The organism is Amycolatopsis sp. NPDC114503, from assembly GCF_055633655.1.
This window is the reverse complement of sequence record NZ_JBVKDT010000009.1, coordinates 148,548-161,918: the sequence shown is the minus strand read 5'-3', so window position 1 is coordinate 161,918 and position 13,371 is coordinate 148,548. Positions and strand designations below refer to the sequence as shown.

At 68.4% G+C, this 13,371-nt stretch carries 12 protein-coding genes; 6 read left to right on the top strand and 6 right to left on the bottom strand.

The annotated features are described in order from the left end of the window. The first annotated feature begins 40 nt into the window (after positions 1–40). Genes ACZ7OI_RS34120 through ACZ7OI_RS34095 form a run of 6 tightly spaced genes read left to right on the top strand, consistent with a single transcriptional unit; the run spans position 41 to position 5,515 of the window. Positions 41–946 (top strand): dihydrodipicolinate synthase family protein, encoded by a 906-nt coding sequence (locus tag ACZ7OI_RS34120; protein ID WP_470268212.1) that lies wholly within the window; start codon positions 41–43, stop codon positions 944–946. A gap of 39 nt (positions 947–985) precedes the next feature. After that, entirely contained in the window at positions 986–1,987 is a 1,002-nt protein-coding gene (locus tag ACZ7OI_RS34115; RefSeq protein WP_470268211.1) for a proline racemase family protein, read from the top strand. Continuing rightward, entirely contained in the window at positions 1,984–3,135 is a 1,152-nt protein-coding gene (locus tag ACZ7OI_RS34110; protein ID WP_470268210.1) for an NAD(P)/FAD-dependent oxidoreductase, read from the top strand. The genes ACZ7OI_RS34115 and ACZ7OI_RS34110 overlap by 4 nt, the downstream gene beginning before the upstream one ends. Beyond that, positions 3,132–3,389 (top strand): (2Fe-2S)-binding protein, encoded by a 258-nt coding sequence (locus ACZ7OI_RS34105; protein ID WP_470268209.1) that lies wholly within the window; start codon positions 3,132–3,134, stop codon positions 3,387–3,389. Before ACZ7OI_RS34110 ends, ACZ7OI_RS34105 begins: the two co-directional genes overlap by 4 nt. Continuing rightward, complete coding sequence (locus ACZ7OI_RS34100) at positions 3,382–4,797, top strand: FAD/NAD(P)-dependent oxidoreductase (protein WP_470268208.1); 1,416 nt, start codon at positions 3,382–3,384, stop codon at positions 4,795–4,797. The genes ACZ7OI_RS34105 and ACZ7OI_RS34100 overlap by 8 nt, the downstream gene beginning before the upstream one ends. A gap of 31 nt (positions 4,798–4,828) precedes the next feature. Next, entirely contained in the window at positions 4,829–5,515 is a 687-nt protein-coding gene (locus ACZ7OI_RS34095) for a GntR family transcriptional regulator (protein ID WP_470268207.1), read from the top strand. Between the two features lie 38 nt (positions 5,516–5,553). Here the strand turns inward: ACZ7OI_RS34095 and mmsB are convergent, their stop codons facing one another. The 6 genes from mmsB to araB are packed head-to-tail and all read right to left on the bottom strand — an operon-like array spanning position 5,554 to position 13,317. Then, on the bottom strand, positions 5,554–6,795 hold the full coding sequence (gene mmsB / locus ACZ7OI_RS34090) for a multiple monosaccharide ABC transporter permease (RefSeq protein WP_470268206.1): 1,242 nt from the start codon (positions 6,793–6,795) through the stop codon (positions 5,554–5,556). After that, a complete protein-coding gene (gene mmsA, locus ACZ7OI_RS34085) occupies positions 6,792–8,312 on the bottom strand; it encodes a multiple monosaccharide ABC transporter ATP-binding protein (protein ID WP_470268205.1) in 1,521 nt (506 codons plus the stop codon). The genes mmsB and mmsA overlap by 4 nt, the downstream gene beginning before the upstream one ends. Beyond that, positions 8,309–9,415: a multiple monosaccharide ABC transporter substrate-binding protein gene (chvE, locus tag ACZ7OI_RS34080; RefSeq protein WP_470268204.1), complete on the bottom strand. Its 1,107-nt coding sequence runs from the start codon at positions 9,413–9,415 to the stop codon at positions 8,309–8,311. The genes mmsA and chvE overlap by 4 nt, the downstream gene beginning before the upstream one ends. Positions 9,416–9,432: 17 nt before the next feature. Next, positions 9,433–10,938 carry an L-arabinose isomerase gene (gene araA, locus ACZ7OI_RS34075; RefSeq protein ID WP_470268203.1) on the bottom strand — a complete coding sequence of 502 codons (1,506 nt, stop codon included), beginning with the start codon at positions 10,936–10,938 and terminating at the stop codon, positions 9,433–9,435. 25 nt (positions 10,939–10,963) lie between these two features. Next, positions 10,964–11,641, bottom strand: coding sequence for an L-ribulose-5-phosphate 4-epimerase (locus ACZ7OI_RS34070; protein ID WP_470268202.1), 678 nt, complete (start codon positions 11,639–11,641; stop codon positions 10,964–10,966). Continuing rightward, positions 11,641–13,317 carry a ribulokinase gene (gene araB, locus ACZ7OI_RS34065; RefSeq protein WP_470268201.1) on the bottom strand — a complete coding sequence of 559 codons (1,677 nt, stop codon included), beginning with the start codon at positions 13,315–13,317 and terminating at the stop codon, positions 11,641–11,643. The genes ACZ7OI_RS34070 and araB overlap by 1 nt, the downstream gene beginning before the upstream one ends. Positions 13,318–13,371: the final 54 nt, after the last annotated feature.

Sequence of the window (13,371 nt, the reverse complement as noted above, 5' to 3'; positions counted from 1 at the left end):
GCAATGTCACATGACACACTGCCGGAACCAGGGAGACCCGATGAGCCCGGTGGACCGACCTTGGCGCGGCATCCATGTCGCGACCGCCCTGCCGTTCAACGACGACCTCTCGGTGGACTACGAAGGTTTCGCCGAGCACGTCCGGTGGCTTGCCGAAAACGGCATGGACGGCGTGACTCCCAACGGTTCGCTGGGGGAGTACCAGACCCTCACGGACGAGGAACGGGCGCGCGTCGTCGAAGTCGCGGTCGCGGCCGCACCTGACGGTTTCGGGGTCATGCCCGGCGCCGCCGCATACGGCTCGGGAGAGACCTGCCGGTGGATCGAGCAGGCGGCTCAAGCCGGCGCGCACTCGGTGCTGCTGCTCCCGCCCAACGCGTACCGGGCCGACGCCGACGCTGTCGTCGAGCACTACCGCGCCGCTGCCGCGGTGGGACTTCCGATCGTGGCGTACAACAACCCGTACGACACCAAGGTCGACTTGACCCCCGACCTGCTCGCGCGGCTCTTCGCGGAAGACCTCATCGTGGCGGTCAAGGAGTTCACCGGCGATGTCCGGCGCGCCTACGAGATCGCCGAACTCGCTCCTGGGCTCGACGTGCTGATCGGCAGCGACGACGTGGTGCTCGAACTCGGCATCGCGGGGGCGGTCGGCTGGATCGCCGGATATCCGAACGCATTGCCGGTCGCGTCGAAGAAGCTCTACGACCTGGCTACGTCGGGGCAAGCCCAGGGCATCGCCTCGGCGGTCCCTTTGTACCGGGACCTGCATTCGCTGCTGCGCTGGGATTCCAAGACCGAGTTCGTGCAGGCGATCAAGGCTTCGATGGACATCGCCGGCCGCAAGGGCGGCGCGTGCCGTCCGCCTCGCCGCGCGTTGAGCGGTGCCGCCGCGGACCGGGTCGACGCCGATACCAAGGCGGCTCTCGAAAAAGGCTATCGCTGACCCGCTGCCGCAAGAACTTCGCACAGGAAGCGAGAACCGATGAGGACGACCCGGATCATCCACGCGGTCGATTCCCACACCGAAGGAATGCCGACCCGCGTCGTGACCGGCGGGACCGGCGTGTTCCCCGGCGCGAGCATGGCCGAACGCCGGGTGTGGTTCCAGGAGAACGCGGACGACCTGCGCACCTTCCTCATGTGCGAGCCGCGCGGGCATTCCGCGATGAGCGGGAGCATCCTGCAGCCGCCGACGCGACCGGACGCCGACTACGGCGTGCTCTTCATCGAGGTCTCGGGCCTGCTTCCGATGTGCGGGCACGGCACGATCGGGACCGCGACGGTCCTGGTCGAAACCGGGATGGTCCCCGTCGTCGAGCCCGTGACGACCGTTCGGCTGGAAACGCCTGCCGGTCTGGTCGTCGCCGAGGTCGCTGTCACGGACGGGAAAGCCACGTCGGTCACGATCCGCAACGTGCCGTCATTTTCCCTGGCTCTGGACGCGAGCGTCGCGGTTCCCGGTTTCGGGGACGTGCGGTACGACCTCGCGTTCGGCGGGAACTTCTACGCCATCGTCGACCTCGACGATTTAGGCCTTCCCTTTGACCGGAAAGCCAAGAACGAACTGCTCGACGCCGGTCTGAAGATCATGAACGCGATCAACGAACACGCCGTTCCTCGGCATCCCGAGCGCCCCGACATCTCCGGATGCCACCACGTTTACCTCAAAGCTCCCGGCTCCGACGCGAAACACTCCCGGCACGCGATGGCTATTCACCCCGGGTGGTTCGACCGTTCGCCCTGCGGCACCGGGACGAGCGCCCGGATGGCCCAGCTTCACGCACGCGGAGAACTGGCGCTCGGCGCCGATTTCGTCAACGAGTCCTACATCGGCACCGCTTTCACCGGAAGGCTTGTCGAGGAAACACAAGTCGGCGGAATACCGGCTGTCGTACCGACAATCACCGGACGCGCCTGGATCACCGGCACCGCGCAATACATGCTCGACCCGACCGATCCGTTCCCCGCCGGGTTCGAGCTGTGACCACGCCCGACGTCCTGGTCATCGGTGCCGGCGCGCTCGGCGCCGCCACGGCTTGGTTCGCGACCCGTGCGGGCCTTTCCGTCGAAGTCGTCGAACAAGGGCAGGTGGCCAGCGGCACGACCAGCAGCTGCGAAGGGAATCTGCTGGTCTCGGACAAAGAAGCCGGTCCTGAACTCGATCTCGCGCTCTTGTCGCTGGCTGCCTGGCGTGAGGAGCTTGGCGAACACGGCTCGCTCTGGGAATTCGAGCAGAAGGGCGGCTTGGTCGTTTCGTCCACAGTGGACTCCGCCGCTGGGCTGGCCCGGCTCGCCGAGCGGCAACGGAGCGCGGGGGTCGAAGTGCTTGACCTTGCCCCGGAAGCGATTCCCGACTACGAGCCGCAGTTGACCCGCGATCTTTCCGGAGCCGCGTTTTATCCCCAGGACTGTCAGGTGCAACCGATGCTGGTGGCGGCTCACCTGCTCCGAATGGCGCGCGAACGCGGGGCCGAGGTCCGCACCGGCACGCGAGTCGTCGGCTTTCTCCGAGACGGCGACCGGATTCTCGGTGTCAAAACCGATCGCGGAGACCGGTACGGCGGATGCGTCGTCAACGCCGCGGGAACCTGGGCGGGCGAGGTCGCCGCGCTCGCCGGTGTGGAGGTTCCCATTCTGCCGCGCCGTGGCTTCATTCTCGTCACGCAACCTCTGCCGCCGACCGTCTTCCACAAGGTGTACGCCGGGGAATACGTTGCCAGCACCCAAAGCTCCGACGAAGGGCTCCAAACGTCAACGGTCGTCGAGGGAACTCAGGCGGGAACGGTACTCATCGGCTCCTCGCGCGAGCGGGTCGGTTTCGACCGTTCCGTGTCGCCGCGGGCACTCCGGGAGATCGCCGCGAAGGCGCTCGTGCTCTATCCGTCGCTGAGCCGGACCAAGGTGATGCGCAGCTACCTGGGGTTCCGTCCGTATTGTCCCGATCACCTGCCGGTCATCGGGCCGGACCCTCGGGCGCCAGGTCTTTGGCACGCGGCGGGCCACGAGGGCGCCGGCATCGGCCTTTCCGCCGGAACGGCGAAGATCCTCGTCCAATCGCTTCGCGGGGAGGCGACCGACATCGACATTTCGCCCTTCGCGCCCGAACGATTCGCCGTGCTGGAGGCTTCGTGACCACCACCGTGACGCTGACCTTCGACGGCCGGCCTCTCGCCGCTTCGCCCGGACAGAGCGTCGGCGCGGCGCTCACCGATGCCGGGGTGCGTTCCTGGCGTACGACTCGCCGCGCGGGCCGGCCACGGGGCCTGTTCTGCGGGATCGGCGTCTGCTTCGACTGCCTGATCACCGTGGACGACGTGCCCGACCAGCGAGCCTGCCTGGTTCCCGTCCGGGACGGCATGGTCGTTCGGAGCGACTCCGATGAGTAGGTACGACGTGGTCGTGGTCGGCGGCGGCCCCAGCGGTCTCGCGGCCGCGGCGGCAGCGTCCGGGAACGGCCTGCGCGTGGCACTCGTCGACGCCTCGTCCCAGATCGGCGGCCAGTACTGGCGCAGGCCGAGCGATCACGCGGAAGGAGCCAAGGCACCCGAACAGCACGGCGCGACACTCGAGTCGCTGCGCCGACGCCTGATCGACGTCGACCACTACCCGGAACACCAGGTGTGGCTTCTGGAACCAGCTGGTCCGGGCGGAGACCACAGCCTTCATCTGGCACCGGCTCACGAAAGCGTGCGAACCGCGGCCCCGCCTGTCCTTCGCGCACGTTCCCTGATCCTGTGTCCGGGCGCCTACGACCGCCAGCTGCCGATCCCGGGATGGGACCTCCCCGGGGTGATGGCGGCCGGCGGAGTCCAAGCCCTGGTGAAGGCCCACGGCGTCCTGCCCGGCCGGCGAGCCGTCGTCGCGGGCACCGGGCCCTTCCTGCTTCCGGTGGCCCGCCAGCTCGCGGAAGCAGGTGCGGAGGTCGTCGCTGTCTGCGACGCGAACAGCATCACGGGCTGGATGCGGACGCCGCTCGGCGCGATGGCTGTTCCGTCCAAAATGGGCGAAGCCGTGTCGTACGCCGCTGCGTTCGTGCGGCACCGCATTCCCTTCCGGGCACGCACAATCGTGGCTGCCATCGAAGGCGGAGAGAACGTCGACTCCGTGCGGCTTCGCAAGGCCGACCGCGCCGGAAACCTGACCGGCAGCGGCGAAACGCTCGACGGGATCGACCTGGTCGCCCTGGGATGGGGGTTCACGCCGTCTCTCGAGCTGATCCTCGCCGCGGGCGCCGCGACCCGTGTCGATCTGGACGAATCGCTGGTCGCTGTGGTCGACGCCTGGCAACGCACCGATGCCGCCGGTGTCTACGTCGCGGGCGAGGCCACTGGAGTCGGCGGGGCCCTTCTCGCGCTTGCTGAAGGCGAGATCGCGGGCCTGGCTGCGGCCATGGACCAAGGTCGCTCCGTGGACCGCCGACGCGCTGGACGCCTCCAGCGCCAGGTGCGTCGGGGGAGAGCTTTCGCGGCCGCCATGCATCGCGCGCACCCGCTCCCCGCGGGCTGGCAGGACTGGCTCGAGCCGGACACGACGGTGTGCCGGTGCGAAGAGGTCAGCGTCCAAGACATCCGCGACGCATGCCAGGCTCTGGGCGCCGTCGACGCACGGACGGCGAAGCTCTTGGCCCGGCCCGGGATGGGCTGGTGTCAGGGCCGCGTATGCGGATTCGCCTCGGCCAAGCTCGCCCAAGACAGGGGAAAACGCTTGGCTGTCAACGATCTCGCGCCGATGTCCAAACGGTCGATCGCGATGCCGGTGTCCTTGGAACGGCTCGCGACGGAGGAACCTCACTAGGATGAGCGTCCGGGAAGCAGAGGAGTGACGGATGAGCGCGAACATCCAGGAGTTCGAGAAGACGACACTCCGGGAGAAGGTCTCGCACGCTCTCCGCGCCGCGGTCGTGGCCGGGGAGCTCGAACCCGGCAGCGTCTACTCCGCGCCGGAGCTGGCCAAACGCTTCGGAGTATCCGCCACCCCAGTGCGTGAAGCGATGCTCGACCTGGTCCGCGAAGGCCTGGTCGCCACTGTCCCGAACAAGGGCTACCGGGTCACGGAGATCGCCGAGAGCGAGCTGGACGAGATCACCGAGCTTCGCATGTTGATCGAGCCTTCTCTGGCCGCCCGCGCCAGCGCGCACATTCCGGACGGCGACCTGCCCGAACTTCGGGCGATGGCCCAGGCCATTGTGGACGGAGCGGCCGCGGGCGACCTGGTCGCGTACACCGAGGCGGACCGGGCGTTCCATCTCAGGTTGCTGGGCTACGCCGGGAACGCCCGGGCGACTTCCCTGATCGCCGACCTGCGGGCGCATACGCGGCTTTACGGGCTCGCCGCCTTGTCCGAACGCGGCGAGCTCGAGGAGTCCGCCCGCGAGCACCACGCGATCCTCGACGCGATCTCCGGCGGGAATCCCGGACTGGTCGAAAAACTCATGCGCACCCACATCGCGCACGTGCGGGAGTCGTGGGCCAGCGCCGAGCCGACGCAGCGGAAGCGGAATTCTTCGCACTGAGCCTCGGTGGGCGGCACCGGAGCGCCGCCCACCGGAGGTCAGCGTGCGGCGGCTCCGGCGCGGCGTTTGGTCCAGATGTCGTAGGCGACCGCGGCGAGCAGGACCGCGCCTTTGACCAGCATGACCCGTTCGCTGGGCGCTCCGACGAGGGACATGCCGTTGTTGATGACCGCCATGATCAGGCCGCCGGTGATGGCTCCGACGACCTTCCCGACCCCGCCTTGGACCGCGGCGCCGCCGATGAACGCGGCGGCGATGGCGTCGAGTTCGAAGTTGACGCCCGCCGTGGGGCCGGCCTGGTTGAGGCGGCCGGCGAAGATGATGCCGGCCAGTGCGGCGAGGACGCCCATGTTGACGAAGACCCAGAACGTCACGGATTTGACCTTGACCCCGGACAGGGTCGCGGCCTGCAGGTTCCCGCCGATCGCGTAGACGTGCCTGCCGAACACGGATTTCCCGGCGACCAGGGAGTAGCCGAGCACCAGCACGGCGAGCAGGACCAGCACCCAGGGCAGGTTGCGGAAGCGGGCCAGCTGCACGACGACGGCGAGCACGAGCACGGCGGCGACGGCGATCTTGAGGACGAACAGCGGGAACGGGTCGACTTCCTGGCCGTAGCCGAGCCGTGCGGTGCGTTTGCGCCATTGGGTGAGCACGATTCCGGCGACCACGACGACGCCGGCGAGGAGGCTGACCAGGTCCGCGCCGCCGAGCGGGCCGAGGCCGATGTTGCCGAGGTAGCCGCCGGTGAAGCCGTTGGACAGGGTGCGGATGGCGTCGGGGAAGGGGCCGATGCCCTGGTTGCCGAGCACGGTGAGGGTGAGCGCGCGGAAGGCGAGCATTCCGGCGAGGGTCACGATGAACGCGGGGATGCCGAAATAGGCGACCCAGTAGCCCTGCCAGGCGCCGATCACCGCGCCGACGACGAGGGTGATCACGACGGCGAGCGGCCAGGGCAGGCCGAGGTTGACCGTCAGGACCGCGGCGACCGCGCCGGTCATCGCCACGACCGAGCCCGCGGACAGGTCGATGTGCCCGGAGATGATCACCAGGATCATCCCGACGGCGAGGATCAACACGTAGGAGTTCTGCACGATGATGTTGGAGATGTTCTGCGGTTCGAGCAGCGCGCCGCCGGTGATCGCCTCGAACAGGACCACGATCAGCGCGAAGGCGACGTAGATGCCGCTTTGGCGGAGGTTGATCGAGATCCGGCGGGGGCTGCGCCCGGCGGGCGGGGCGGCCGGATCGGCGGGCCGCACCGGGTTCGTGGTGGTCATGGCCGTTCCTTCGTCATGTGTCGCATGAGCAGTTCCTGGGTGGCGTCGGCGCGCGCGACCTCGCCGGTGATCCGGCCCGCGGCGAGGGTGTAGATGCGGTCGCAGAGGCCGAGCAGTTCGGGGAGTTCGGAGGAGATGACGAGGACCGCTTTCCCTTGCGCGGCCATTTCGTTGACGATCGTGTAGATCTCGTATTTCGCGCCGACGTCGATGCCGCGGGTGGGCTCGTCGAGGATGAGCACGTCGGGATCGGTGAAGATCCATTTGGCCAGCACGACTTTCTGCTGGTTCCCGCCGGACAGCTTGCCGGTGACGCTGCGCACCGACGGCGCCTTGATCCGCAGGTCTCGATGGAAGCGAGCGGCGACGTCGTGTTCGGCGTGCTCGTCGATCCAGCCGCGACGGGCCACCGCGGGAAGCCCGGCCGCGGTGGTGTTGCGCTGGATGTCGTCGATCAGGTTGAGCCCGTACAGTTTCCGGTCCTCGGTGGCGTAGGCGAGGCCGTTGCGGATGGCGTCGCGGACGGACCGGAGGGTGATCTCCTTGCCGTCCTTGACCAGCCGGCCCGAGATGTTCGTGCCGTACGAGCGGCCGAAGACGCTCATGGCGAGTTCGGTGCGGCCCGCGCCCATCAGCCCGGCGAGCCCGACGATCTCGCCGCGGCGCAACGTCAGATTCGCCCCGTCCACCACGATCCGGCCGGGCTGGTTCGGACTGTGCACGGTCCAGTCCTCGATCCGGAGCACCTCGTCGCCGATGTCCGGTTCCCTTGGCGGGAAACGGTGTTCGAGGTCGCGTCCGACCATGCCGGTGATGATGCGTTCCTCGCTCAGCCCGGCCGCGTCGAGCGTTTCGATCGTCTCGCCGTCGCGCAGGATCGTGACGGTGTCGGCGATCGCGGTGACCTCGCCGAGTTTGTGCGAGATGATCACGCAGGTGACGCCGTCGTCGCGCAGTTCGCGCAGCAACGCGAGCAGATGCGCCGAATCGTCGTCGTTGAGCGCGGCGGTCGGCTCGTCGAGGATGAGCAGTTTGACGCGCTTGGACAGGGCTTTGGCGATTTCGACGAGTTGCTGTTTGCCCACGCCGAGCTCGCTGACCGGCGTCACGGCGTTCTCGCGCAGCCCGACCCGGCGCAGCAGTTCGGCGGCCTCGTGGTTGGTCCGGTTCCAGTCGACCCAGCCGCGTTTGGCCCGCTCGTTGCCGAGGAAGATGTTCTCGGCGACCGAAAGCTGCGGGCACAGCGCGAGTTCCTGGTGGATGATCACGATGCCGCGGCGTTCGCTGTCCCGGATGGACCCGAATGCGCAGTCCTCGCCGTCGAAGACGATTTCGCCGTCGTAGCTGCCGTGCGGGTACACGCCGGACAGGATCTTCATCAGGGTGGACTTCCCGGCGCCGTTTTCGCCGCAGACGGCGTGGATCTCCCCGCGCCGCACCGAGAGCGTGACGTCGGACAGCGCGGTGACGCCGGGGAAGGTCTTGGTGATCCCGCGCATGCCGAGCAGTTCGGTCATTTCAGCTGGCCCGCCGTGTAGTAGCCGGAGTCGAGCAGTTCCTTCTGGTAGTTGGACTTGTCCACCACGACCGGCTGCAGCAGCTGGGCCGGGACGACTTTCTTGCCGTTGTCGTAGTCCGTGGTGTTGTTGACCGCGGGCTTCTGTCCTTTGAGGACGGAGTCGGCCATCTTCACCGTGACGTCGGCGAGTTTGCGGGTGTCCTTGAACACGGTGGAGTACTGCTCGCCGGCGATGATCGACTTGACCGAGGCGACTTCGGCGTCCTGTCCGGTGACCACCGGGTAGGGCTGTCCGGCCGAGCCGTAGCCGTTGCTCTTGAGCGCGGACAGAATGCCGATCGAGAGGCCGTCGTACGGGGAGAGCACGCCTTGGACCTTCGCGCCGCCGGTGTAGGTCTTGGTGAGGAGGTCTTCCATGCGCCGCTGCGCGGTGGCCGGGTCCCAGCGCAGGATCGCGGTGGTGGCGAAGGCGGTCTGGCCGCTCTTCACGATCAGTTTCTTGCTGTCGATCAACGGTTTGAGCACGGACATGGCGCCGTTGAAGAAGAAGGTCGCGTTGTTGTCGTCGGGCGATCCGCCGAACAGTTCGACGTTGAACGGGCCGGGTCCGTCGCCGAGACCCTTGACCAGCGAGTTGGCCTGTTCGACCCCGACCTTGAAGTTGTCGAAGGTGGCGTAGTAGTCGACGGCGGGGGAGTTGCGGATGAGCCGGTCGTAGGCGATCACCGGGACCTTGCGGTCGGCGGCCTCCTGCAGCTGGGTCGTCAGCGCGGTGCCGTCGATCGAGGCGACGACCAGCAGCTTCGCGCCCTTGGTCAGCTGGTTCTCGATCTGGTTGACCTGGGTGGGGATGTCGTTCTCGGCGTACTGCAGGTCGACCTTGTAGCCGAGCTTTTCCAGCGCCGCCTTGATGTTGTCGCCGTCGTGGATCCAGCGTTCGGACGATTTGGTCGGCATCGTCACGCCGACCAGCGCGCCCTCGGACCCGCCTGTCTGCTGGTCGGCGGTTTTCGCGCTGGACCCGCAGGCGGCCACGCCGAACGCGAGCACGGCGGCCCCGGCTGCCGCGGCGGCGGTGCGGATTCCTCGAGTGAACTTCATTGTTCGTTCTCCTTTTTTCAGAAGCCCTGGGCGAGCCGGTGGTAGGCCTGGTTCCAGCGGATGCGGTCGGCGAAATCGGACGTGGTGGTGTTCTCGTCGATGACGAGCAGTTCGACGTCGAGCATGCGGGCGAAATCCCGCACGGTCTCGGTGCCGACCGCCTGGGTGAGCACGGTGTGGTGCGGGCCGCCCGCGGTGATCCACGATTCCGCGGACGTGGCGAGCGACGGCGCGGGCTTCCACACGGCGCGCGCCACCGGCAGGTTCGGCAGCGGTTCGTCGGGCGGGACGACCTCGATCTCGTTGGCCACCAGGCGAAACCGGTCGCCGAGATCGATCAGGCCCAGCACCGAGCCCCGGCCGGGCGCGGCGTTGAACACCAGCCGCACCGGATCCTCGCGGCCGCCGATGCCGAGCGGGTGGATCTCGCACGACGGGGTGTCCGCGGCGATGCTGGGGCACACTTCGAGCATGTGCGCGCCGAGGATCTTGGGTTCGCCGGGTCCGAAGTGGTAGGTGTAATCCTCCATAAAGGACGTTCCGCGGTCCGAGCCGTGGCCCATCGCCTTCATCGCGGCCAGCAGCGCGGACGTTTTCCAGTCGCCTTCGCCGCCGAAGCCGTAGCCGTCGGCCATCAGCCGTTGCACGGCCAGGCCCGGCAGTTGGCGAAGTCCGCCGAGATCCTCGAAGTTCGTGGTGAACGCGCCGAATCCGCCGTCGGTCAGGAAGGACCGCAGTCCGACCTCGATCCGTGCCGCGTACCTGAGGGCTTCGTGCCGTTCGCCGCCGCGGGCCAATTCGGGGGCGAGGCGGTACTCGTCGGCATACTGGGAAACCAGGTTCTCGATGTACACAGTGGACGCGGCATCGACTCGTTCGGCGAGGTCAGTAACGCCATAGGTGTTGACCGAGACGCCGAAGCGCAGCTCGGCCTCGACTTTGTCGCCTTCGGTGACCGCGACGTCGCGCATGTTGTCGCCGAACCGGGCCAGCTTCAAATTCCGCAGATGGGCCGCGCCGACCGCCGCGCGCGCCCAGGCGTCGATCCGGGCGACCACCGCCGGATCGGCCGCGTGCCCGGCGACGGTTTTGCGCGGAATTCCGAGCCGGGTCTGGACGAACCCGAACTCCCGGTCGCCGTGCGCGGCCTGGTTGAGGTTCATGTAGTCCATGTCGAGACTGGCCCACGGCAGCGACGCGTCGAGCTGGGTGTGCAAGTGCAGCAACGGTTTGCGCAGCGCGTCCAGGCCGCTGATCCACATTTTCGCCGGGCTGAAGGTGTGCATCCACGCCATCACGCCGACACAGGCGGGGTCGGCGTTGGCCTCTTGCAGCACCTGCCGGATCCCGGCGGACTCGGTCAGCACCGGCTTTCCGACCAGTTCGCACGCCAGGCCGCCGGAATCGGCCAGCAGCTGCCGGATCCGCAGCGACTGCCCGGCGACCTGGTCGAGGGTCTCCTCGCCGTAAAGCGCCTGGCTGCCGGTGAGGAACCACACCTGCGGCTTGGTCGCGGAGGTCATCTTTTCTCCTTGCTGGGACACGATTTCAGTGCTGCCCATAAACGTTCTGGTAGCGCGCGTGCAGCCGGTCGACGTCGGTTCCGGACAGCGGGGCGGGCGTGCCGAGCTGGTGTGCGATGTGGACGGTGCGGGCCACGTCCTCGACCATGACCGCGGCCTTCACCGCGTCGCGGGCGGTGGCGCCGACGGTGAACGGGCCGTGGTTGCGCATCAGGACGGCGGGGGAGCGGGTCGCGCGGAGGGTTTCCACGAGGCCGCGGCCGATCGAGTCGTCGCCGATCATGGCGAACGGGCCGACCGGGATCTCGCCGCCGAACTCGTCGGCGATCATCGTGAGCACGCACGGAATCGGCTCGCCTCGCGCGGCCCACGCGGTGGCGTAGGTCGAATGCGTATGCACGACGCCGCCGATCTCCGGCAAGTGTCGGTAGACGTAGGCGTGCGCGGCGGTGTCGGACGACGGCGCGAGTTCGCCGTGCACGAGCGTGCCGTGCAGGTCGGTGACGACCATGGTGTCGGCGGTCAGATCGTCGTAGGACACCCCGGACGGCTTGATCACCATCAGGTCCTCGCCGGGCACCCGCGCCGAGACGTTGCCCGCGGTCCAGACCACCAGCTCGTTGCGCGTCAGCTCGCTGTGCAGTCGCGCGACGGATTCCCTCAGCTCCGCGATAGTCCCGCGCGCCTGTGCGGTCAGCGTCATCAGTTCTGTCCTTTCGCGACAGTGGCAAGTTCGCGGCGGCGCGCGGCGAGACGGTGCAGCACGTCGTTGCCGCCGCGGCCGAAGTAGTCGTGCAGCGCGGTGTATTCCGCGTAGAGCTCGTCGTAGGCCGACACATTCGCCAGCACCGGCCGGTATGCCATTCGCTGGACCGAGCCCATCGCCGCCGCGGCCGCGCGTACGTCGGGGTACGCGCCGGCGGCGACCGCGGCGTGGATCGCCGAGCCGAGCGCGGGTCCTTGCGCCGAACCGATCAGCGAGAGCGGGAGTCCGGTGACATCGGCGTAGATCTGCATCAGCAACGGGTTTTTGGCCAGCCCGCCCGCGACGATCAGCTCGGTGACCGGAACTCCGGCGGCCTCGAACGTCTCGATGATCTTGCGGGTGCCGAACGCGGTGGCCTCCAGCAGCGCCCGGTAGCCGTGCTCGGGCCGGGTGCTCAGGGTCTGCCCGACGAGCACTCCGGACAGCTCGTGGTCGACCAGGACCGACCGGTTGCCGCTGTGCCAGTCGAGCGCGACGAGGCCGTGCTCGCCGATCTCCTGCCGCGCCGCGAGCCGGGTCAGCACCTCGTGCACCGACAAGCCTTCCGCTCGTGCAGTGTCCGAATAGGACGCCGGGACGCAGTGTTCGACGAACCAGCCGAAGATGTCGCCCACCCCGCTTTGGCCCGCTTCGTAGCCCCACAGGCCGGGGACGATGCCGCCGTCGACGACTCCGCACATGCCCGGGACCTCGCGCAGGTCGGCGCCGCTCATCACGTGACAGGTCGACGTGCCCATGATCGCGACCATCTGGCCCGGTTCGACTGCCTGTGCGGCGGGAGCGGTGACGTGCGCGTCGACGTTGCCGACCGCGACCGCGATCCCGGCGGGCAGCCCGGTCCAAGCCGCGGCCTGCGTGCTGAGCTTCCCGGCGAGCGAACCCAGCTGTCCGATCGGATGGTCGAGCTTGTCGTCCACAAAGGACTCGAAGCCGGGTGCGAGGCTTTCGAGGAATTCGCGGTCAGGGTAACGGCCGTCCTGGTAGATGCCCTTGTACCCGGCCGTGCAGGCATTGCGGACGTAGGTGCCGGTCAGCTGCCAGACGATCCAGTCCGCCGCCTCGACCCAATGCCGCATGGCCCGGTAGACCTCGGGGGCTTCCTCGAACACCTGCAGCGCTTTGGCGAACTCCCACTCGGACGAGATCAGCCCGCCGTAGCGCGGCAGCCACGGCTCGCCGAGCCCGCGGGCCACCGCGTTGATGCGGTCGGCCTGCGGTTGTGCGGCGTGATGGCGCCACAGCTTCACGTACGCGTGCGGGTTTCCCGCGAACTCCGGCAGTTCGGAGAGCGGGGTGCCGTCCCCGGTGGTCGGGATCATCGTGCAGGCCGTGAAATCCGTGCCGATCCCGATCACGTCCCGTGGGTCGGCGCCCGCTTCGGCCAGCGCGGCGGGCACGGCGGTGCGCAAGACGTCGACGTAGTCGGACGGCACCTGCAGCGCCCAGCCCGGTGGCAACTCCTCGGCGGTGGCGGGAAGCCGGTCGTCGACGACCCCGTGCCGGTATTCGGTCACGGCGCTTCCCAGTTCGGCGCCGTCGCGCACCCGGACCACGACCGCGCGCCCGGAGAGAGTGCCGAAGTCGATGCCGACGACGAGGGAATCTGCTGGCACTGGAGGGATGTCCTTCCGGGTTTCCGCGCCGCGCGACAGGGTTGCCGGGCGTTC